18 protein-coding genes are annotated in these 21,281 nt (G+C 56.2%); 13 read left to right on the top strand and 5 right to left on the bottom strand.

Annotated features, from left to right (window positions below):
* The first annotated feature begins 9 nt into the window (after positions 1 to 9).
* From IMCC12053_RS01055 to IMCC12053_RS01095, 9 genes are all read left to right on the top strand, one after another.
* Positions 10 to 1,251 (top strand): N-acetylmuramoyl-L-alanine amidase, encoded by a 1,242-nt coding sequence (locus tag IMCC12053_RS01055; RefSeq protein ID WP_236852486.1) that lies wholly within the window; start codon positions 10 to 12, stop codon positions 1,249 to 1,251.
* A 157-nt stretch (positions 1,252 to 1,408) separates the two neighbouring features.
* On the top strand, positions 1,409 to 3,913 hold the full coding sequence (locus IMCC12053_RS01060) for a penicillin-binding protein 1A (RefSeq protein ID WP_062214901.1): 2,505 nt from the start codon (positions 1,409 to 1,411) through the stop codon (positions 3,911 to 3,913).
* Positions 3,914 to 4,032: 119 nt separating this feature from the next.
* Positions 4,033 to 5,157: a peptide chain release factor 2 gene (gene prfB / locus IMCC12053_RS01065; protein ID WP_062220690.1), complete on the top strand. Its 1,125-nt coding sequence runs from the start codon at positions 4,033 to 4,035 to the stop codon at positions 5,155 to 5,157.
* 278 nt (positions 5,158 to 5,435) lie between these two features.
* Positions 5,436 to 5,870, top strand: coding sequence for a YeeE/YedE family protein (locus tag IMCC12053_RS01070; protein WP_062214903.1), 435 nt, complete (start codon positions 5,436 to 5,438; stop codon positions 5,868 to 5,870).
* A gap of 2 nt (positions 5,871 to 5,872) precedes the next feature.
* Complete coding sequence (locus tag IMCC12053_RS01075; protein ID WP_062214906.1) at positions 5,873 to 6,301, top strand: DUF6691 family protein; 429 nt, start codon at positions 5,873 to 5,875, stop codon at positions 6,299 to 6,301.
* A 21-nt stretch (positions 6,302 to 6,322) separates the two neighbouring features.
* Positions 6,323 to 7,213: an MBL fold metallo-hydrolase gene (locus IMCC12053_RS01080; protein ID WP_062214908.1), complete on the top strand. Its 891-nt coding sequence runs from the start codon at positions 6,323 to 6,325 to the stop codon at positions 7,211 to 7,213.
* Between the two features lie 90 nt (positions 7,214 to 7,303).
* On the top strand, positions 7,304 to 7,720 hold the full coding sequence (locus tag IMCC12053_RS01085) for a protein tyrosine phosphatase family protein (protein WP_062214910.1): 417 nt from the start codon (positions 7,304 to 7,306) through the stop codon (positions 7,718 to 7,720).
* A gap of 126 nt (positions 7,721 to 7,846) precedes the next feature.
* Complete coding sequence (locus IMCC12053_RS01090) at positions 7,847 to 9,523, top strand: bifunctional protein tyrosine phosphatase family protein/NAD(P)/FAD-dependent oxidoreductase (protein ID WP_062214912.1); 1,677 nt, start codon at positions 7,847 to 7,849, stop codon at positions 9,521 to 9,523.
* Between the two features lie 76 nt (positions 9,524 to 9,599).
* Positions 9,600 to 11,357 carry a SulP family inorganic anion transporter gene (locus IMCC12053_RS01095; RefSeq protein ID WP_062214914.1) on the top strand — a complete coding sequence of 586 codons (1,758 nt, stop codon included), beginning with the start codon at positions 9,600 to 9,602 and terminating at the stop codon, positions 11,355 to 11,357.
* A gap of 50 nt (positions 11,358 to 11,407) precedes the next feature.
* Here the strand turns inward: IMCC12053_RS01095 and IMCC12053_RS01100 are convergent, their stop codons facing one another.
* From IMCC12053_RS01100 to IMCC12053_RS01120, 5 genes are all read right to left on the bottom strand, one after another.
* Positions 11,408 to 12,730 carry a TRAP transporter large permease gene (locus IMCC12053_RS01100; protein ID WP_062214916.1) on the bottom strand — a complete coding sequence of 441 codons (1,323 nt, stop codon included), beginning with the start codon at positions 12,728 to 12,730 and terminating at the stop codon, positions 11,408 to 11,410.
* A 1-nt stretch (position 12,731) separates the two neighbouring features.
* A complete protein-coding gene (locus IMCC12053_RS01105; RefSeq protein WP_062214918.1) occupies positions 12,732 to 13,238 on the bottom strand; it encodes a TRAP transporter small permease in 507 nt (168 codons plus the stop codon).
* 110 nt (positions 13,239 to 13,348) lie between these two features.
* On the bottom strand, positions 13,349 to 14,476 hold the full coding sequence (locus IMCC12053_RS01110; protein ID WP_236852489.1) for a Gfo/Idh/MocA family protein: 1,128 nt from the start codon (positions 14,474 to 14,476) through the stop codon (positions 13,349 to 13,351).
* A gap of 13 nt (positions 14,477 to 14,489) precedes the next feature.
* Entirely contained in the window at positions 14,490 to 15,545 is a 1,056-nt protein-coding gene (locus tag IMCC12053_RS01115) for a sugar phosphate isomerase/epimerase family protein (protein WP_062214920.1), read from the bottom strand.
* A 54-nt stretch (positions 15,546 to 15,599) separates the two neighbouring features.
* On the bottom strand, positions 15,600 to 16,652 hold the full coding sequence (locus IMCC12053_RS01120; RefSeq protein WP_062214921.1) for a LacI family transcriptional regulator: 1,053 nt from the start codon (positions 16,650 to 16,652) through the stop codon (positions 15,600 to 15,602).
* A gap of 289 nt (positions 16,653 to 16,941) precedes the next feature.
* Here IMCC12053_RS01120 and IMCC12053_RS01125 point away from each other — a divergent pair, with 289 nt between their 5' ends.
* The 4 genes from IMCC12053_RS01125 (at position 16,942) to IMCC12053_RS01140 (ending at position 21,210) form a co-directional block, all read left to right on the top strand.
* A complete protein-coding gene (locus IMCC12053_RS01125) occupies positions 16,942 to 18,174 on the top strand; it encodes an ABC transporter substrate-binding protein (protein WP_062214923.1) in 1,233 nt (410 codons plus the stop codon).
* Between the two features lie 100 nt (positions 18,175 to 18,274).
* Positions 18,275 to 19,204: a carbohydrate ABC transporter permease gene (locus IMCC12053_RS01130; protein WP_062214924.1), complete on the top strand. Its 930-nt coding sequence runs from the start codon at positions 18,275 to 18,277 to the stop codon at positions 19,202 to 19,204.
* On the top strand, positions 19,197 to 20,114 hold the full coding sequence (locus IMCC12053_RS01135) for a carbohydrate ABC transporter permease (RefSeq protein WP_062214926.1): 918 nt from the start codon (positions 19,197 to 19,199) through the stop codon (positions 20,112 to 20,114). The genes IMCC12053_RS01130 and IMCC12053_RS01135 overlap by 8 nt, the downstream gene beginning before the upstream one ends.
* Positions 20,115 to 20,118: 4 nt before the next feature.
* Positions 20,119 to 21,210, top strand: a complete 1,092-nt coding sequence (locus IMCC12053_RS01140; RefSeq protein WP_062214928.1) for an ABC transporter ATP-binding protein — start codon at positions 20,119 to 20,121, stop codon at positions 21,208 to 21,210.
* The last annotated feature ends 71 nt before the right edge of the window (positions 21,211 to 21,281 follow it).

Raw genomic sequence — 21,281 nt, forward strand, 5'->3', positions numbered from 1 at the left:
GAGTAGGGTGTGGGTGTGATCGGGGCAGCAGTGAGACAGGGTGTAACGGTGATGGGGCTTTGCCTTGGTCTGGCGTGTGCGGCGATTGGTGCACAGGCGCAAGAGGTGTTTACCGCGCTGACATCGGCATCGAATACGGGCTCGGTTGTCTCCGAGGAGGGGGCGAATACCGTGCTTACCTTGCATCTGGGGCAACCCGTTGCGTTTCGCGTGTTCACATTGAGTGACCCGATGCGTCTGATTGTGGACTTTTCCGAAGTGGATTGGGCGGGGTTTGACACGCAGGCCTTTGATCGCTCCGAGGCGGTTTTGGGCCTGCGCGTGGGTCTGTTTCGCTCCGGTTGGTCGCGTATGGTGATCGACCTTGATGTGCCATTGCAGGTTAAAACCGCACAAATGACGCGCGGCGCATCGGATGCGGTGTTGCGGTTGGTCTTATCCCCCACGGACGTCGAGCAATTTGTGGCCAAAGCCGGTGCGCCTGAGGCTGCACAATTTGCACGGGTTGCGCGTCCGGCATCTGATTTGGCGCGGTCACACACCCCGAGCGGGCCGATGGTTGTGATGCTGGATCCCGGTCACGGCGGCATTGATCCGGGGGCCGAGCGTGACGGGTTGAAAGAGGCCGATTTGATGCTGACCTTTGCCCAAGAGTTGCGCGATATCTTGGTGCGGGCCGGCGGGTTTGAGGTGGTCTTGACCCGCGATGACGACAGTTTTGTCCCGCTTGAGGCGCGGATCACACGCGCGCATGAGGCGGGGGCAGATGTGTTTATCTCGCTACATGCCGATGCGATTTCCGAAGGGCGCGCCGAGGGTGCGACCGTCTATACGTTGGCGGATCGGGCATCCGATGAGGCCTCGCGCAAATTGGCCGAGCGCCATGATCGCGCCGATATTCTGTCTGGTGTCGATTTGAGCGACCAAGATGACGTGATCGCGGGGGTTTTGCTCGATATGGCGCGCACGGAGACGCAACCGCGCACCGATGCCTTTGCCAATGCGTTGGTTGCGGCCCTTGAGAGCAGTGTGGGGATGCACAAACGTCCGCGCCTTGAGGCGGGGTTTTCGGTGTTGAAATCTGCCGATATTCCGTCTGTTTTGTTGGAGTTAGGGTTTTTGTCATCCAATAAGGACCGTGCAAACCTCGATGATCCGGTGTGGCGCGACACGGCGGCGCAGGCGATCCGCGATGCCTTGGTCGCATGGCAACAGATCGATCGGGCGGCCACGCGTCAATTGCGCAAATAGCGTCGCAAGTGGCGGCAACTGGCGAAGCCTCGCGCACATACAGTCACATTTTCGCGGGTTGCTTTTGACCGCGGGCGGCGCTGTGTATAAGGAGAGCCAAAGGTTGGGTCGGGCGAGTCACTAAAGTGCCCGCACCAACAGTGGGAAAGGCGTACACGTGCTTCGGTTTATACTCTCGTTCTTTGGAACAATTTTTTCGCTCGTGACCACGGGACTGATTTTGCTCGCCTTGGTCATTGGTGGTGTGTTGTGGATGTACAGCCGCGATTTGCCCAATCACGAGGCCTTGGCGCAATATCAGCCCCCAACCATTTCGCGCATCTACAGCGGCGAAGGTAAAATAATTGACGAGTTTGCGCGCGAACGCCGGTTGTATACGCCACCCTCCGAAATCCCTGATCTGGTGAAATTCGCGTTTATTTCTGCCGAAGATAAGAACTTTTATTCGCACCCCGGCTATGACGTGCGCGGAATGATTGCGGCGGCGTTGTCGGCGGCACAGGGCGGTCGTTTGCGCGGCGCGTCCACAATCACACAGCAGGTGATGAAGAACTTTTTGCTCTCGTCCGACCGATCGGCCGAGCGCAAGATCAAAGAGATCATTCTTGCCTCGCGCCTTGAGCAATCCCTATCCAAAGACGAAATTCTGGCGCTGTATCTCAATGAGATTGATCTGGGTGCGCGTTCGTTTGGTGTGACGGCGGCGGCGCAGACCTATTTTAACAAGACCTTGTATGAGCTGGCCCCCGAAGAGGCGGCGTTCCTCGCGATCCACCCCAAGGCTCCGTATTCCTACCATCCGGTCAAGAACTATGATGCGGCTTTAACGCGCCGCAATTTTGTGCTGCGTGAGATGTATGAAAACGGTTATCTGGAACAAGCGGCGTATGAAACCGCGCGCCTTGAGCCGATCCGCTCCGTGCAAAACGGCGATTACGAAAGCTTTCGTGCGCAATTGCCAAGCCGCGACTATTTCACGGACGAAATCCGCCGTCAGTTGAGCCAAGATTTTGGCGAAGAAGAGTTCTTTGAGGGTGGCTTATCGATCCGTGCGACGATTGATCCCGAGTTACAAGGGGTCGCGGCGCGTGCTCTTGAGGGGCGTCTTGAGACGTTGGACCGTGAGCGCGGTGTGTGGCGTGGTACGGGCAAATCCATTGACGCGGCCATGATTGACGCGGGCACATGGGAAGAGGCGCTTGGCGATGTACGCGTGGCGCGCGATGTCACACTTGATGGCGGATGGCATGTTGGTGCCGTTGACCAAATTGGCGATCAACAGATCACTGTTTTGGTGGAAAAAATCGGCGAGGTTTCCGTGCCGCGCGAGGATATCGCATGGATGCGTGGCAGCTTTGTCGATAATTTTGAGCGTGGCGATGTCGTGCATGTGCGGCGCATGACCTCGGGCGACAATGGCACTGGTGATTTGATCCGCTGGTCCTTGCGCCAAGTGCCACAAGTTCAGGGCGGTTTTGTCGCGATGGACGTCAACACAGGGCGCGTGATCGCTATGCAAGGCGGGTTTTCCTACCAAAACTCGGTCTTTAACCGCGCCACACAGGCAACCCGTCAACCCGGCTCGTCGTTCAAGCCGTTTGTCTATGCCGCCGCCCTCGATAGTGGATTTACCCCTGCGACTATCGTGGTGGATGCCCCGATTGAGGTCAACACGCCACAGGGCGTTTGGCGGCCCCAAAATGCGTCCAAGCAGTTTTATGGCCCAACGCCTTTGCGCACAGGGATCGAACAATCGCGCAACCTGATGACCATTCGTCTGGCCCAAGAGGTCGGAATGGATGTTGTCGCAGGCTACGCCGAACGCTTTGGTGTCTACGATCAAATGGGTCAGTTTCTTGCCTCGTCGCTTGGGGCGGAGGAAACCACACTTTACAAAATGGTGTCGGCCTATGCGATGTTTGCCAATGGCGGCGAGCGGGTCGAACCCACACTTGTAGACCGTGTCCAAGACCGGTTTGGGCGCACCGTTTACAAACACGATCAGCGCGGATGTGAGGAATGCAAAGTCGCCTCTTTGGACGCGGGAGTTGCACCGACCATTGTGTCCAACCGCGAACGGGTCATGGACGCGATCACCGCGTATCAATTGACCTCGATGATGCAGGGTGTTGTCTCGCGCGGTACGGCAAAAGGCCGCGTCAACCTGCCGGTTCCTGTGGCGGGCAAAACGGGGACGACCAATGACGGTAAAGACGCGTGGTTTGTTGGTTTTACCTCGAACATTGTTGCGGGCTGTTACATCGGCTTTGATACGCCGCGCGCCATGCCCGGTGCCTCGGGCGGCGGATTTTGTGGACCTGTGTTTAACGAGTTCATGCAAGAGGCCGTGGCCAAATTTGGCGGCGGCAAGTTTCGAGTGCCACCGGGGGGGCACTTCATCAAGATCGATCGTTTCACAGGTGCGCGCCTGTCGGATGATGCCTCTGGCGCAAATGTGGTCGCCGAGTATTTCCGCGATGGCGAAGAGCCAGTGTTTGGCGTGACGTTTGACGGTGGTTTTGCCATGGGGTCGGATTTGCCGATGTTTAATGCAGGCGAGGTGGATAGCGGCGAACGTGCGGTTCAAACCACCACTGGCACCACCATTAAAATCCCCAAAAAGGCGACGTTTAACTCGCTGTCATCAGGCGGCCTTTACTGATCCGCCCCCCCCCGTGCGCGCGGCGATAGAGGATGCACCAGTTTGGTGCGGGGCTTGTATCGCGGCGCGGGGGCGCGTATCTGTCTGCCCAAAGAATTCAAGTTCCCGAAAGGTGCCCCGTGCGCGCAGAGATCGAAAACTCCGTCGAAAAAATCCGCAAATCCATCGCGCTGTTGAAGCAGCGTCTGGACTGGGAAACCGCGCCGCATCGGTTGGAGGAATTCAACGCGATGATCGAGGATCCGACCCTTTGGGACGATCCAGAGCGCGCGCAAACCCTGATGCGTGATCGACAGATGTTGATGGATGCGGTGGCCACGGCCACAGGTATCGAGCAAGATATGAATGACAATATCGAGTTCATAGAGATGGGCGAGATGGAAGATGACCAAGAGGTCATCACCGATGCCGAAGAGGCGCTAAAAGCGCTCGAACTCAAAGCCGCCGAAAAAGAGTTGGAAGCCCTGTTAGACGGCGAGGCCGATGGCAACGACACGTTCCTCGAAATCAATTCGGGGGCTGGTGGCACCGAGAGCTGTGATTGGGCGTCGATGTTGGCGCGTATGTATGTGCGGTGGGCGGAGAAAAAAGGCTACAAGGTCGAGTTGCAATCCGAGAGCGCGGGCGAAGAGGCGGGTATTAAATCTGCCGCCTATAAAATTTCGGGTCACAACGCGTACGGTTGGCTGAAATCCGAAAGCGGTGTGCATCGCCTCGTGCGGATCTCGCCGTTTGATTCCGCCGCCAAGCGCCACACCTCGTTTACGTCCGTGAAAGTCTACCCCGTGGTCGATGACAACATCGAGATCGAGGTGAACCCCTCCGATATTCGCATTGATACCTATCGCTCCTCGGGGGCGGGCGGTCAGCACGTCAACACCACCGATTCCGCCGTGCGCATCACCCACCACCCCACGGGGATCGTTGTGACAAGCTCCGAGAAATCGCAGCACCAAAACCGTGACATCGCGATGAAGGCGCTTAAATCGCGCCTCTATCAGATCGAATTGGACAAACGCTCGGCCTTGGTCAACGAAGTCCATGAAAATGCGGGCGATGCGGGGTGGGGCAACCAAATCCGCTCTTATGTTCTTCAGCCGTATCAAATGGTTAAAGACCTGCGCACGAACTTTGAGACCTCAGATACCAAGGGTGTTTTGGATGGGGCCCTCGACGGTCTTATGGCCGCGACACTGGCGCAAAACGTGTCGGGTAAATCGCGCGCGGACGCACAGGGCGAGTAAGACACCAATCGTTCGCGTCCGATACACACGATAACGTTTTTTGAAAAGCGCCGCGGGAAACCGTTGGCGCTTTTGCTTTTGCGGTGGGCGTGTTTCGCGTGACGCGGGGGGGCTTAAACAAATCACAATAATTGCATCTTATGTGACAAACTCACGGACATGGCCGTGTCGCTCGGGTAGAAATCACGCAAACAAAGCGCGAAAAGCGCATCTAAAAAGGAAACGCACATGACTATTCGGGTACTTACCATGCCCTCCGTATGGAGGACGACAACACAATGATCACTGAATTTACACCTTTTGTCTCACTCATTGGCGGCATTCTCATCGGATTGTCCGCCGTGATGTTGATGGCGTTTCAGGGCCGTGTGTTTGGCGCTACGGGCGTTTTGGCCGGTTTCATGACGCCGCAAAGTTCCTCTGATTGGCAGTGGCGCGCGCTGCTGTTGGCGGGAATGGTTTCTGGACCGTTGGTCTACCGTGTGTTTGCCGGTGAGATGCCCGCAATCGACGTGCCCGTGTCCAATATTGCCCTCATCATCGGCGGGTTCATCGTCGGTTTAGGGGTCACATACGGGTCTGGCTGTACCTCTGGTCACGGGGTTTGTGGCATGGCGCGTCTGTCGCCTCGCTCAATCGCGGCCACCGTCACCTTTATGATTTTCACCGCGATCACCGTGTATGTGGTGCGCCATGTGTTGGGGGGGATTTGAGCATGAAACATGTTTTGACCTATCTCACAGGCCTTGTGTTCGGTGTTGGTATTTCGATGTCCGGAATGGCCAACCCTGCCAAAGTGATCAACTTTTTTGATGTGTTCGGCACATGGGATCCTTCACTTGCCTTCGTGATGGGCGGCGCTGTTGTTGTGGCTTTCTTTGGTTACCGCGCTGTTTTTAAACGCTTTGATAGCCCTGCGTTCGAGCCACGCTTCACAGTGCCGACCAGTCGTGTGATCGACGCCAAGTTGATTGGCGGGTCTGCGGTGTTTGGCATCGGTTGGGGCATTGCGGGGTTTTGCCCCGGTGGTGCGCTGCCCGCGATTGGCACGCTTGATCCTGCCGTTTTGACGTTTTTTGTAGCTCTCGTGGCGGGTATTTTTGCCGCGAAATTCATGATGCAGCGCACCGCGCGCCGCGTTTGATACCGACTTGAGGAGAGAGAAATGACCCAGACTTACCCTGTTGATATGGCGCTGACCCCTGAGGTCAAAGCCTTCTTTGATCCGGCCACATGGACCATTTCCTATGTGGTCAAAGATCCGGCGTCAAACTCATGTGCTGTCGTCGATAGCGTGATGGATATTGATTACGCGGCGGGGCGCATTTCGTATGAAAGCGCCGACGAGATTATCGCCTATGTGCGCGAACATGATCTCAAGGTGGAATGGCTGCTTGAGACCCATGTGCACGCCGATCACCTGTCTGCGGCCCCGTATCTCCAAGACAATGTTGGTGGCAAAATCGGTATCGGTGAGAACATCACCATTGTGCAAGACGTGTTTGGCAAGGTGTTCAACGAGGGCACAGAGTTTCAGCGGGACGGCTCGCAGTTTGATCGTTTGTTCAAAGACGGTGACACCTACACCATCGGCACCATGAACTGTTTCACTATGCACACCCCGGGTCACACGCCCGCGTGCATGACGCATACCATGGGCAACGCCACCTTTACGGGCGATACGCTGTTTATGCCTGACGGCGGGTCTGCGCGCGCTGATTTTCCGGGTGGCGATGCGGCCACGCTCTATGACAGCATCCAAAAGGTGCTCGCACTGCCCGACGATATGCGGTTGTTTATGTGTCATGATTACGGGCCAAACGGGCGCGATATCGAATGGGAAACCTCAGTTGGCGACGAAAAAGCCCATAATATCCACGTTGGTGCCGGTAAAACCAAGGCGGATTTCGTCAAGTTTCGCGAAGAGCGCGATGCGCAACTCGACATGCCACGGCTGATTATTCCCTCTTTGCAGGTGAATATGCGCGCTGGTGAGTTGCCGCCCGCCGATCAAGATGGCAAAACCTTTTTGAAGGTGCCGGTCAACGGTCTCTAAATCACGTCACGATTGATGTGTGAGAGATCGCCCGCGCCGCCGTGTTTGGCGAAGGTCAGCGCGGTCCCACGCACATCAAAAGAGGCACACATGGAATTTAACAAGGTAAATGACGCTCTGACCGTGAGCGGGCAAATCACACTGGACGAGGTTCAAATCCTTGCCGACAAAGGGTTTCGCACCGTGATCTGCAATCGCCCCGACGAAGAGATCGAGGGCGCGTTGCAATCGGACGCGATGGCCGAGGCGGCGCAAGCGGCGGGTTTGAATTTCCTTTATCTGCCGATCTATCCGGGTCAATTCACCGGTGATCTGATTGATGAGACGCAACGGGCCTTCGCGGAACTAGACGGGCCTGTGTACGCCTACTGTCGCTCTGGCACGCGCTCGACCACGGCATGGGCATTGTCACAAGCGGGCACACGGCCCGCAGACGAGATTATGAGTGAGGCGGCCAGCGCAGGGTATGACCTGAGTGCGATCGCCGGATATCTGTCGGGACGTTAGGGTCCGCGCGCTGCGCGTCTCCCCGCCGCCACTGACGCTACCGCCTCGAAGTTTGGGGCACAACGTTTTGGCTTATGATCCCAGTTGGAGGGGATCGGCGGTCGCTAGCTGCGAGGAGACGCACGCATGGAGCTTAAGAAAATCACCGATGGTCTATCTGTATCGGGACAAATCCAGATTGATGACTTGGCCAAATTGGCAAAGCGCGGGTTTCGCTCGGTTATCTGTAACCGACCCGATGGCGAAGCCGCCGATCAGCCCACACATGACGAGATCGAGGCGGCCGCGACACAGGCCGGTTTGCGGTTTTTGTATCTGCCCGTCACCCCCGGTATCGTGACCGAAGAGACTGCAACACTGTTTCGCGAGGCGCTCACCGAATTGCCCGGTCCAGTGTTCGGCTATTGCCGCACGGGGACGCGCACGACCACGCTTTGGGCGCTGGCGATGGCCAAGGAAAAGTCGGTCGTGGATATTCTGGCCGCAACCAAAGCGGCAGGATACGACATGACGGGTGTTGCGCGCCGCATTGCCAATGGCGGTGTGACGCCAACCGATAGTGTCGAGGACGCAAGTTATGATGTTGTGATCGTGGGCGCGGGCGCCGCTGGGGTCGCCGTGGCCTCGTCGCTCAAATCACGTAAATCCGATCTGGATATCGCCATCATTGATCCCGCAGATATCCACTATTACCAACCCGGTTGGACGATGGTGGGGGCGGGTGTGTTCGATGCACAAACAACCGCGAAAACCATGGGGTCGCTCATTCCGCGGGGTGTGCATTGGGTCAAATCGGCTGTGGCCGCGTTTGAGCCTGCCAACAATGCCGTGATCCTCGACGGGTGCCGCGTGGTCAAATACAAACGTCTGATTGTCTGTCCGGGTCTTAAACTGGATTGGGCGGCGGTTGATGGTTTGGAAGAAACGCTTGGTAAAAATGGGGTCACCTCGAATTACCGTTATGATTTAGCACCTTACACATGGAAGCTCGTCCAAGAGCAAAAGGGGGGGCGCGCGATCTTTACCCAGCCCCCCATGCCGATCAAATGCGCAGGTGCGCCGCAAAAGGCCATGTACCTGTCCGCGTCCGAATGGGAGAAACAAGGCAAGCTTGGCAACATGGATATCCAGTTCATGAATGCGGGCGGTGTGTTGTTCGGGGTTAAGGATTACGTCCCCGCCCTTGAGGAATACGTCAAACGCTATGACGCCAAACTGAATTTCTTTCACAATCTGATTGCCGTTGACGGACCGAACAAAACAGCCACGTTCAAGGTCGCCAAACCCGATGCGGAGCCTGAAACGGTGACGGTCGAGTTTGACATGTTGCATGTCTGTCCGCCGCAATGCGCGCCCGATTTCATCAAAGTGTCGCCCTTGGTCGATGCGGCTGGATGGGTCGATGTGGATCAGGTCACTTTGCGCCACAAAACCTTTGATAACATCTGGTCGCTTGGCGATGTGATGAACGCGCCCAACGCCAAAACCGCTGCTGCGGCCCGTATGCAAGCGCCCGTTGTGGCCGCGAACATCGCCGCCGACATCGATGGAAAAGGCCCACAAGCAGGCTACAATGGCTACGGCTCGTGCCCGCTGACGGTTGAAAAGGGCAAGATCGTTTTGGCCGAATTCGGCTATGGTGGTGTGTTGTTGCCGTCCTTCCCTAAATGGGCCTTGGATGGCACCAAAGCGACACGGCGTGCGTGGATTTTGAAAGAGCAAATCCTACCGCCCGTGTACTGGAAAGCCATGCTGCGCGGTAAAGAGTGGATGATTAAGCCCGAAAAAATAATCGCCAAGTAAAAGCGATCACGTATTTGCAGCGGGCCGTCATTGTCATGGCCCGCTGTTTGCTCCAATCCGAAAGGGACCGCCCGCCGTGTCTTTTAATCCCCGTAGCCTGCGCCGATATTTTCCCATTCTCGATTGGGGCTCCAAATACAACAAGGACACGTTCACCAATGACGGTGTTGCCGCCCTCATTGTGACGATCATGTTGATCCCGCAATCGCTCGCCTATGCGCTGCTTGCGGGGCTGCCCGCCCAGATGGGGCTTTATGCGTCGATTTTACCGCTTGTGGCTTATGCTATTTTCGGGACTTCGCGCGCGTTGGCCGTTGGCCCCGTGGCGGTCGTCTCGTTGATGACCGCGTCCGTTGTGGGCAACATGGCATTGCAAGGCACGGCGGAATACGCCGCCGCCGCGATCACATTGGCGTTTTTGTCTGGTTTGATTTTGCTCGCTATGGGTCTGTTTCGGCTAGGCTTTTTTGCCAACTTCCTGTCTCACCCTGTCATCGCGGGGTTCATCACCGCGTCCGGCATTTTGATTGCGGCCTCGCAACTTAAGCACCTGTTGGGTATCTCGGCGGGTGGTCACACCTTGCCCGAGCGGATTGGCGGTATCATCGAGAATATCGGTGACGTGAACGTCATTACGCTCGTCATCGGCGCCTCGGCCACCGCGTTTTTGTTCTGGGTGCGTAAGGGGTTGAAACCGTTTTTACGCGCCAAGGGTCTAAGCCCGCGCATGGCGGATATCTTAGCCAAGGCTGGTCCTGTGGCCGCCGTTGTTGTCACCACGCTGATCTCTGCGGTGTTTCAGTTGCAAAACCACGGCGTGAAAATCGTGGGCGATGTGCCGCGCGGATTGCCACCGCTGACACTACCTGCGTTCTCTGGTGAGGTGTGGAGCCAATTGTTTGGCGCGGCTGTGTTGATCTCTATCATCGGCTTTGTTGAATCCGTGTCGGTGGCGCAAACGCTTGCCGCCAAGAAACGCCAACGCATCGTGCCTGACCAAGAGTTGATTGGCCTCGGCGCGTCTAACGTGGCGGCTGCAATCTCGGGCGGCTATCCGGTCACGGGCGGCTTCGCGCGCTCGGTGGTCAATTTCGATGCGGGCGCTGAAACACCCGCTGCGGGGGCGTTTACCGCCATTGGTATCGCCTTTGCCGCGTTGTTCTTGACGCCTTTGCTCTACTTTCTCCCTGTCGCCACGTTGGCCGCGACCATTATTGTGGCCGTGTTGTCGCTCGTTGATTTCTCGATCCTTAAAACGACATGGGGCTATTCAAAGGGCGATTTTGCCGCTGTGCTTGCCACGATCTTGCTCACCTTGGGCTTTGGTGTTGAAACGGGTGTGTCGGCGGGGGTGATGCTTTCCATCGGTCTGCACCTTTATAAAACATCGCGTCCGCATGTGGCCGAGGTGGGTTTGGTGCCGGGCACCGAGCACTTTCGCAATATCAAACGTCATGAGGTTTTGACCACGCCTGAACTGGTGACGATCCGTGTGGACGAGAGCCTGTATTTCGCCAATGCGCGGTTTTTGGAGGATTATATCCTCGACCGCATCGCGGATGATTGCGACATCAAACACGTGGTTCTGATGTGCCCTGCGGTCAACGAGATTGACAGTTCTGCCCTTGAGAGCCTTGAGGAAATCAACAAGCGGTTGGATGATGGCGGGATCAAGCTGCACTTGTCCGAGGTCAAAGGTCCGGTGATGGACCGGTTGCAAAAATCGCACTTGCTGCATGATCTGACGGGGCAAGTGTTCCTTAGTCAGTACGCCGCGATGAAGGCCTTGGGTGATGTGACCAAGCCCGCGCCATCCGATCCGGTTGCGGCGTAATCACACAGAAAAGGAAACGCCCTCCCGATGCGGAGGGCGTTTTTATGTCGTCAGTACACCCACCGCACAAGGCCCAGCGTCAGGGCAGGAAATCCGACCAATAGAACCACGCGCACAAGATCGGTGACCACAAAGGGTAGGGTGCCTTTGAAGGTCTCGGAAATGGGAATGTCCTTGGCCATCGCGTTGATAATAAACAGGTTCATCCCGACAGGTGGCGTGATCAGCCCGACCTCGACAACGATCAGGACCAGAATGCCGAACCACAACCCGAATTCGGCGGGTGCGATGCCGAAATCGAGCGCGGCCATGATGGGAAAGATAATTGGCACGGTGAGAAAGATCATCGACAGGCTGTCCATGATGCAACCGAACGCCAGATAGAGCAGCAATACGGTGGCGAGGATTAACCACGGCGAGATGTCCAAACCGCCTGCCCAGGCGGCCGCCGATTGTGGCACGCCAGACAGCGCGAGGAAGTTGTTAAATACCTTTGCGCCAATCAGGATCAGGAAAATCATTCCCGTTGATCCGGCGGTCTCAAGCGTGGCCTCAACGGATTTTCGCCATGTCAGCCCGCCTGAAGAAAGCGCTAGAAGTGCAGTGCCCGCCGCCCCGATGGCGGCGGCTTCGGTAGGGGTGAACACGCCGAGATAGATGCCGCCAACGACCACGGTGAAAATCGCCAAAACGGGGGCGACATCCCAAAATGCGCGCAGTCGTTCAGATAGGGATGCCTTGTCGCGCACGCCAGAGCTATGCGGGCGCACACGCACGTAAATGGCGATGCAGATCACATAGCCGAGAGCGGCCAAAATGCCCGGCACAAAGGCCGCGACAAACAGTTTGGCGATATTCTCTTCGGCAAGCATCGCATAGACCACCAAAATGACCGAGGGCGGAATGAGAATGCCGAGCGTGCCACCCGCCGCCAATGCGCCCGTGGCCAAGCGCCCCGTATAACCGTATTTGCGCAACTCGGGCAGAGCGACTTTGCCCATTGTTGCCGCCGTGGCCAAGGACGATCCACAGATCGCGCCAAACCCCGCGCAAGCGCCGATTGCGGCCATTGCCACGCCGCCCTTGCGGTGACCGAGCCATGTTTCGGAGGCTTTGAACAGCGCGGCCGACATGCCGCCCAAAGTCGCAAAATGCCCCATGAGCAAGAACAGCGGGATGATGGAAAACGAATAGGATGAGAACTCGCCGTACACGAGGTGTTTGAGTTGGCTCATCACCATGACTGTGTTGCCGTTCAAAAGATAGGCCCCACCAAATCCGACCGTGAACATGGCGACCCCGATCGGAATGCGCAAAAAGATCAGGAGCAACAGCACGGGAAAGGACCATAGCCCGATTTCAAAACGGCTCATCCTAAATCTCCTTGCTCAAAAGCGCACGGCCCGAACGGATCACACAAAAAAGCGCTACAATCACACCGACCCCACAGGCGAACATGGCGGCGCGGTAGCCCCAAACAATTGGAATTTGGAGGATGAAACTGGTCTCGCCATACGATCCCTTGTCGAGCATCCCCAAATAGAGCCGCCATGCGACGAGCGCCGTGAAAACGGCCATGAACAGATCGCCAATGAGATCGAGCACGCGGTTTATCTTTGGGCCGAACACGCGGTGCAACATGTCAACACGCGCATGGGTGCGTGCAAATTGCGCATAGGGTAGGGCGGAAAACACTGCAAACCCGATGCCGAACTCGACCAGTTCGATATCGCCCGCAATAGCCCGTAGGCCGACAAAATCGAGCGCCCGCCCGATGACGGAGATACAGGTCAAAACGATGACCGCAAAAAGCGCCACACCCCCCAGAACTGCGGTCAAGCGCGCAAGGCTGCCCACCGCTTTTTCAACACGCAAATACATACTCGCCCCCTTATACCGCCCTTCCTTTACGCCAATGGCGCGGGGCGTCTCAATCAAAAAGACCGCAAAGCTTGCGCGTTGCGGTCCTCTTTGATCAATAAACAGTCACATCACGATGCTTGAAGTGTGACCCATGCCCCGTCTTGGGCGGAACTGTCGATACAGGCTTTGATAAATCGCATCCCTGTTAGGCCGTCCTCGATGCCTGGTGCGTGACCGGATGCGCCGCCGCTTCGGATCAGGTCGGCGGCTTCTTTGTAGATCGTGGCAAAGCCTTCAAGGTAGCCTTCGGGGTGACCCGGTGGCACGCGCAGCGCTTGCGCCGAGCCGATTTTTTGCGCACCGCCCCGTGTCAGGATTTGCTTTGGCTCGCCAAACGGGGTGAAGCTCATCACGTTGGGGTTCTCTTGGTGCCATTCCAATCCTGCCTTGTCGCCGTAGATGCGCAATGACAGTCCGTTTTCATTGCCCACGGCCACTTGGGACGCCCACAACGTGCCTTTTGCGCCGCCCTTGTAGCGGAACCGACATTCGACGTTGTCGTCCACCGCGCGCCCCGCGACAAAGGCGGTTAAATCCGCCGACATGGTGTCGACCTCCAGCCCAGTGACGTAGGAGGCAAGGTTGAACGCGTGCGTGCCGATATCACCGACGCACCCGCCCGCGCCAGAGCGTTTGGGATCGGTGCGCCATGCGGCCTGTTTGTTGTCGGGATCAGCGGGTTCGGTCAGCCAGTCTTGGATGTATTCGACCGCAACGAGGCGCAGCGTGCCAAGAGCGCCGCTTTGCACCATTTCACGCGCTTGACGCATCAGGGGATAGCCCGTGTAGTTGTGCGTCAAGATGAACTGCTTGCCGGACTTGGCCACGGCGTCCGCGATTTTTTGAGCATCTTCAAGGGTATGGGCGAGGGGCTTGTCACAAATCACATTGATCCCCGCCTCCAAAAACGCGATGGCGGGACCGGCGTGCATGTGGTTGGGCGTGACGATGGCTACGGCGTCGATCCCATCTGCGCGGGCGGCCTCGGCGGTGGCCATTTCGGCGTAAGAACCGTAGGAGCGATCTGCCTCTATCCCCAGATCAGCGGCCGAGAGGGCGGCGCGTTCGGGGTCTGACGACAACGCCCCCGCTACCAGTTCCCATTCGCCGTCGATGCGGCTTGCAATGCGGTGAACGCCACCGATGAACGCGCCGCGCCCACCGCCGACCATGCCGAGTTTCAGTTTCTTATGCATGTGGAAATCTCCCCTAGAGACCGAGCATACGGTTGATTTGTGCTTTGTCCGCCGCGCCACCCGCGAAATCGTCAAAGGTTTTGTCGGTCAGCTCGATGATGTGGCTGGCGATGAACGGCGCGCCCTCTGCGGCCCCTTGTTCGGGCGATTTCAGGCAGCATTCCCATTCCAGAACCGCCCATGAATCGTAGCCGTATTGTGCCAGTTTGGAGAAAATACCCGAGAAATCGACCTGACCATCGCCAAGACTGCGAAAGCGGCCCGCGCGGTTGGTCCAGCTTTGATAACCCGAATAAACGCCTTGGCGCCCATCGGGGTTAAACTCGGCGTCCTTGACGTGGTAGGCGCAAATGCGGTCGTGGTAGAGGTCGATAAACGCAAGGTAATCAAGCTGTTGCAGCAAGAAGTGCGAGGGATCGTAGTTGATTTGTGCGCGCTCATGGCCACCCAGTGCATCCACAAACATCTCGAATGTCGCGCCGTCGAACACGTCCTCACCGGGGTGAATTTCATAACCGACATTGACGCCGTGATCATCATAGACGTCGAGGATTGGTTTCCAACGCCGCGCCAATTCGGCAAAGGCTTCCTCAACCAAACCAGCGGGGCGCTGTGGCCACGGGTACAGGTAAGGGAATGCGAGCGAGCCGGTGAAGGACACGGAGTTATCAAGGCCAAGTTTGCGCGAAATAGCCGCCACTTTTGTCACCTGATCGACGGCCCATGCTTGGCGGGCTTTGGGGTTGCCGTGCAGGTGCACAGGAGCAAAGGCGTCGAATGCTTCGTCATAGACGGGGTTTACGGCGACCAGTTGGCCTTGCAAGTGGGTGGACAATTCGGTGATCTCAACGCCTGCATCGGCACAGATGCCTTTGATCTCATCGCAGTAGGTGTCGCTTTCATAGGCCTTGTCCACATCGAACAGGCGGCCATCAAAGGTCGGGATTTGCACGCCCTTATACCCAAGGCCCGCAGCCCATTTGGTGATGTTTTCCAATGTGTTAAACGGCGGCTCATCTCCTGCAAACTGTGCGAGGAAAAGGGCGGGGCCTTTCATTGTCGATGCCATGGGTCACTCCAGTGTTGGTTAAATGTGAATGGATACTTACAGGTCAGTTGGTGTCTAAGCGGGCTTTGCCGCAAAGAGTGGATCGTTAAAGGTTGGGACGGCAAGCTCTTGAATGGGGGCGCGGCTCGGGTGGTCAATCGCCTGAAGGGCGGCGCGCGCAAGGGAGGCACCCGTGGCCCCGACATCTTCGGATACCACCAGAACCTGAGAGCGAAAGATATTCAGGAATGTGGTGGCTTCTTTGGAGAAGACATCGAAATCAACGCCGAGAACGCGCCCTACCGCTTCGGCACCGCCAATTGCGGCCACGGTGGCATTGGTCGAGCCGCATAAAATCGCATCGATTTCAGGGTGCGCGTTGAGAGCGGCCCGCACGGATGTTCCCACATCTTTGATGCTGCTGTCGGTTGTGACATCTTGGAGCACAAGGCGGGTCAATCCCAATCGCTCGCTTGCGGTTTTGGTGCCGTCTAGAATTTCCTTGCCGTAGAAATGATAGGGAGGGGGGGCAACGACCAACACACACTTGCGGCCACGGCGCGCCAATGCTTCAATACCCAGTTCGGCAAACGTGCGATTGTCAAAGTCGCAGTATGGGTGGGACGCGGACCAATTGGTTTGGCCATGGGTGACAAATGGAAATCCCTTTTTCATCAGGTACGCCACACGCGGATCGTCCGGTTCGGTTTGATTAAGGATAATCGCATCCGCCGATCCGGTTTCAACCACATAGCGCACGGGGCGCATCGGGTCTTCGTCTGGGAAAAATGGCGTGACAACAAGATGATAAGGCGTATTGCGCAAACCGCCCGCAATAGATGACAGCAAACGCGCGGTGTGGTTCATAATGTCATGTTCGGTCGACACGATGAGCGATATTACATTTGTTTTGCCCGTCCGAAGGCGCACGCCCGCACGGTTGGGTAGGTAATCAATGCGATCAGCACATTCGCGCACACGCTTTTTGGTGTCCGCCGAGATGTCGGGCGCATCATTGAGCGCGCGGCTGACCGTGGCCACCGCTAGACCTGTGATCCGTGAAATCGTTTTAAGTGTCGGGCGTTCACCCGGCAAAAGATCGTCGTCGAGCTGTGGCGTATCGGTCATCGGCGTCCTCCCTGATTCGAGTGATTTTGACCTCTTGTGGCCCTGTCCCCCGCAGATGATTCTCTCAAATCGTCCAATTCCTCTCCCTCATTTTGCACCTCAAAGTTACCGCTAACAGCAATAATATGTGGTCTGAGGACGTTTTTTAATAATTTTTCTTGTCTCACCGAATTTGGCTGACATACTGACACTATAGGGTCGCATTGATCGCATTTCTAGCGCGTTTGCGAAATCTATAACGTTTCAGGTGCGCCTGTAACGTTTACGTAATCTAGGGAGGACGACACGAATGAGACTTGTAAAAACGCTTTTGGGCGCAACTGCGATCACCGCTGCTGCATCCGCCGCGTATGCCACTGACCTCGAAGTCACACACTGGTGGACCTCAGGTGGCGAAGCTGCCGCTGTTGCACAATTTGCCAAAGCATTTAACGAAAAAACTGATCACAACTGGGTTGATGGTGCGATTGCAGGCGGCGGATCCACCGCGCGTCCGATCATGATCTCGCGCATCCTTGGCGGTGATCCCATGGGCGCGACACAGTTCAACCACGGCCGTCAAGCACAAGAGTTGATCGAAGCGGGCCTTATGCTCGATTTGACTGACGTTGCCGAAGCCGAAGGTTGGAAAGACGTGATCCACCCCGCATCGCTTCTCGATAGCTGTACACTCGATGGCCGCATCTACTGCGTTCCCGTGAACATTCACTCGTGGCAGTGGCTCTGGCTCAACAATGCCGCATTTACGGACAACGGCATGGACGTTCCAACAAACTGGGACGAATACGTCGCGGCAATGCCCGCACTTGACGAAGCTGGAATCGTTCCGCTCGCAATGGGTGGTCAGCCTTGGCAGTCCTCCGGCGCATTCGGCGTGATGGCGATTGCATTGGCCGGTCCAGAAGCATGGCTCGCCGTGAACAAAGACAAGAACGCGGACGTTGCAGGCGGCGAAGCCTACGCGAAAGTGTTCGAAGCGGCAGCAGCAGCACGTGAGTATTCCAAGAATACCAACGTTCAGGACTGGAACCTCGCAACTGCGATGGTGATCGAAGGCAAAGCCGGCGGTCAGATCATGGGTGACTGGGCACAGGGCGAATTCGCCGTGGCTCAAAAGGTTGCTGGCGTAGACTACACCTGTCTTCCAGGTTTGGGCATGAACGAGCTGATCGATACGGCGGGTGATGCGTTCTACTTCCCCAAGAACGACGATGCAGAGATCGAAGTTGCGCAAAAAGAACTGGCGTCTTTGATGCTGTCCAAAGAAGTTCAGGTTGCGTTTAACCTCAACAAAGGTTCGCTTCCCGTACGTGGTGACGTTGATCTGTCTGCCGCAAACGATTGTATGAAAAAAGGTCTGAAAATTCTCGCAGATGGCAACACAATGCCGTCCGGCGACATGCTTCTTTCGCCTGACACCTCCGGTCAGATCGAAGACCTGATGACACAATTCTGGTCATCCGACATTGCCGCAGCCGACGCGCAAGCAGCCTATGCTGCGATCATCGCTGAAGCTGAGTAAGTCGTAAATTGACCCGACCGAACATGCCTTCGGTCGGGTCTTTTTTCGCCCGCAAAGACGTCTTGGCGTGCATGCGCGGGCAGGAGAGGGGAATTCTAAAATGGCTGTAACCGACACGGGACAGATCAGGGCGGGGCGCGATTTTGCCAAGCGCCCCGTTAGTTTGTTCAGGAATATCAACGCCAAGATTGCGACGTTGCCGATGATTTTAACGGCGACCGTGATCTTTGTGGGCTGTTCGATCTGGACAATTGTCCATTCGTTCACAAACTCCAAACTATTGCCGAAACTCAATTTTGTTGGATTGGACCAATACGAGCGTCTTTGGGGATCGGCTCGTTGGTTGGTTTCGGTCAAAAACCTAATGATATTCGGGGTTTGTAGTCTCATTGCAACCTTTGTTATCGCCTTTATTCTCGCGGCGCTTCTGGACCGAAAAATTCGGTTCGAAGACGGGTTTCGCACGATTTTCCTTTATCCCTTTGCGCTGTCTTTCATTGTGACGGGCCTCGTGTGGCAATGGATTTTGAACCCAGAGTTCGGGTTGCAATCCATCGTGCGCGGGCTTGGATGGGAGAGTTTCAACTTTGATCCGCTCTACAATCCCGACATCGTTATTTTCGGCATCCTCATTGCGGGCCTATGGCAAGGCACGGGGTTAATCATGTGCATCATGCTGGCGGGTCTGCGCGGTATTGACGAAGACATCTGGAAGGCTGCGAAAGTCGATGGGATTTCAACGGTCAAGACCTACCTGTTGATCATTATTCCGATGATGAAGCCGGTGTTTGTAACCTCGCTTGTGCTTGTCTCCGCAGGGATCATCAAAGTCTACGATCTCGTTGTGGCCCAAACCTCTGGCGGTCCCGGTATTTCGTCCGAAGTGCCCGCCAAATACGTCTACGACACGCTGTTTTTGCGCCAAAACCTCGCCCAAGGCTTCGCTGCCTCGACCATGATGTTGGCGATGGTTGTCGTGGTCCTCATTCCTTATGTCTACCTTCAGTACGGGGGCAAGAAAGATGGTTGATATGTCCAAGTCCGCCCCGAACCGTATGGTGAACGGCCCGTCTGGCCCCAAACCCAAACGCGCGTTCACGCCGTCAAACCTGATCGTTTATGGCACGTTGATTGTGTTCTCGATCTACTACCTTTTGCCGCTCTATGTGATGTTGATGACATCCCTGAAAGACATGGCCGAAGTGCGTGCGGGCAACATCTTTTCACCGCCCAACGATCTGACGTTCCAACCGTGGATCAAGGCATGGTCGCAAGCCTGCACAGGGATCAATTGTGATGGTTTGAGCCGTGGCTTTGGCAACTCCGTACGCATCTTAATCCCCTCGTTGATCATCTCGGTGGCGGTGGCCTCGGTGTCTGGCTATGCGCTTTCGTTTTGGCGGTTTAAAGGCTCCGAAGTGTTCTTTAACGTGTTGATCATTGGCGCATTCATTCCCTACCAGATCATGCTGTACCCGATTGTGATTATCCTGCGCGAAATGGGTATTTACGGTACGCTGGGCGGATTGGTGATGGTGCACACGATCTTTGGTATGCCGATTAATACCTTGTTATTCCGAAATTATTTCGCATCGGTCCCCGTGGAGTTGTTCAAGGCGGCGCGTGTCGACGGCGCAGGATTCTGGCAGATTTTCTTTCGGATTATGTTGCCGATGTCCTTGCCGATTTTCGTGGTCTCCATGATCATTCAGGTGACAGGTATCTGGAACGATTTCTTGTTTGGTGTGGTCTATACCAAGCCCGCGATCTATCCGATGACCGTGCAACTCAATAACATCGTGAACTCGGTGCAGGGTGTGAAAGAATACAACGTCAATATGGCGGCGACCCTTCTCACTGGCCTCGTTCCCCTCATCATCTACTTTGTTTCCGGCAAACTGTTCGTTCGCGGCATCGCCGCCGGCGCCGTGAAAGGCTAAGCTCATGACAACTCAAATTGATACCGACAACATCTCTGTCTCTATCCGCAATCTCGATCTGAACTTTGGCGCGGTAAAAGTGCTCAAGAACCTCGATCTCGACATTGAAAAAGGCGAGTTTCTGGTGCTCCTCGGCTCGTCGGGGTGTGGAAAATCGACCTTGCTCAATTGCATCGCCGGTTTACTCGAAGTGTCGGGTGGCCAGATCCACATTGGCGGTAAAAACGTCACGTGGGCGGAGCCGTCCGAGCGTGGTATTGGCATGGTGTTCCAATCCTACGCGCTCTACCCGCAAATGACCGTGCGCGGGAACCTGTCGTTCGGACTGAAGAACGCAAAAATGCCCAAGGCCGAGATCGAGAAGCGTGTTGCACGGGCGGCGGAAATCCTCCAGATGGAAGCGCTGTTGGACCGCAAACCCGGTGCCTTGTCGGGGGGGCAACGGCAACGTGTGGCCATCGGTCGGGCTTTGGTGCGCGATGTTGATGTGTTCTTGTTCGATGAACCGTTGTCCAACTTGGATGCAAAATTGCGCACAGATCTGCGCGTGGAGTTGAAACAGCTACACCAGCGCCTTGAAAACACGATGATCTACGTGACTCACGATCAGATCGAGGCCATGACCCTTGCGGACCGCATCGCGATTATGAAGGGCGGCTTGATCATGCAGCTCGACACACCGCATGGGATTTACGACAAGCCGATCAACAAATATGTGGCCGATTTCATCGGCTCGCCCGCGATGAACTTTTTCGAGGGCAATGTTGATAGTGGTGTGTTCAAGGCCGGTGACCTGACGATTGATCTCAAGGGCTACGAGTTTACCCCTGCGGGTAAAACCGGTGGGCCGGCGTGGTTCGGCATTCGTCCCGAGCATGTCTATATAGACCAAGACATGCCCGTGATGATCGACGTGAAAGCGGAGATTGTCGAACCGATGGGCGCCGATACGCTTGTGTGGTCGCATGTGGCGGGTGAGCCGTTCCGTATCCGTCTGGATGGTCAGGCCAAGGTGAAGACGGGCGATATGTTGCGCGTTGGATTTGATCCGGCACGTGCGTCCATGTTCGACAAAGTCACCGAAGAGCGCCTGTAGCCAATCTGATACCAACACGGGCGCGGACGGGATCACCCTGTCCGTGCCGACACTATGAGAGAGCAGGACGC

This window comes from Celeribacter marinus, assembly GCF_001308265.1.
In the GTDB taxonomy this organism is placed as follows: domain Bacteria; phylum Pseudomonadota; class Alphaproteobacteria; order Rhodobacterales; family Rhodobacteraceae; genus Celeribacter; species Celeribacter marinus.

What these genes read in the sequence shown, in the direction of transcription:
- IMCC12053_RS01115 (WP_062214920.1), bottom strand. Translation starts at nt 15,545, where the DNA reads ATGGCATCGACAATGAAAGGCCCCGCCCTTTTCCTCGCACAGTTTGCA.
- IMCC12053_RS01125 (WP_062214923.1), top strand. Translation starts at nt 16,942, where the DNA reads ATGAGACTTGTAAAAACGCTTTTGGGCGCAACTGCGATCACCGCTGCT.
- IMCC12053_RS01110 (WP_236852489.1), bottom strand. Translation starts at nt 14,476, where the DNA reads ATGCATAAGAAACTGAAACTCGGCATGGTCGGCGGTGGGCGCGGCGCG.
- IMCC12053_RS01075 (WP_062214906.1), top strand. Translation starts at nt 5,873, where the DNA reads ATGAAACATGTTTTGACCTATCTCACAGGCCTTGTGTTCGGTGTTGGT.
- IMCC12053_RS01140 (WP_062214928.1), top strand. Translation starts at nt 20,119, where the DNA reads ATGACAACTCAAATTGATACCGACAACATCTCTGTCTCTATCCGCAAT.
- IMCC12053_RS01130 (WP_062214924.1), top strand. Translation starts at nt 18,275, where the DNA reads ATGGCTGTAACCGACACGGGACAGATCAGGGCGGGGCGCGATTTTGCC.
- IMCC12053_RS01105 (WP_062214918.1), bottom strand. Translation starts at nt 13,238, where the DNA reads ATGTATTTGCGTGTTGAAAAAGCGGTGGGCAGCCTTGCGCGCTTGACC.
- IMCC12053_RS01100 (WP_062214916.1), bottom strand. Translation starts at nt 12,730, where the DNA reads ATGAGCCGTTTTGAAATCGGGCTATGGTCCTTTCCCGTGCTGTTGCTC.
- IMCC12053_RS01080 (WP_062214908.1), top strand. Translation starts at nt 6,323, where the DNA reads ATGACCCAGACTTACCCTGTTGATATGGCGCTGACCCCTGAGGTCAAA.
- IMCC12053_RS01085 (WP_062214910.1), top strand. Translation starts at nt 7,304, where the DNA reads ATGGAATTTAACAAGGTAAATGACGCTCTGACCGTGAGCGGGCAAATC.
- IMCC12053_RS01135 (WP_062214926.1), top strand. Translation starts at nt 19,197, where the DNA reads ATGGTTGATATGTCCAAGTCCGCCCCGAACCGTATGGTGAACGGCCCG.
- IMCC12053_RS01070 (WP_062214903.1), top strand. Translation starts at nt 5,436, where the DNA reads ATGATCACTGAATTTACACCTTTTGTCTCACTCATTGGCGGCATTCTC.
- IMCC12053_RS01120 (WP_062214921.1), bottom strand. Translation starts at nt 16,652, where the DNA reads ATGACCGATACGCCACAGCTCGACGACGATCTTTTGCCGGGTGAACGC.
- IMCC12053_RS01090 (WP_062214912.1), top strand. Translation starts at nt 7,847, where the DNA reads ATGGAGCTTAAGAAAATCACCGATGGTCTATCTGTATCGGGACAAATC.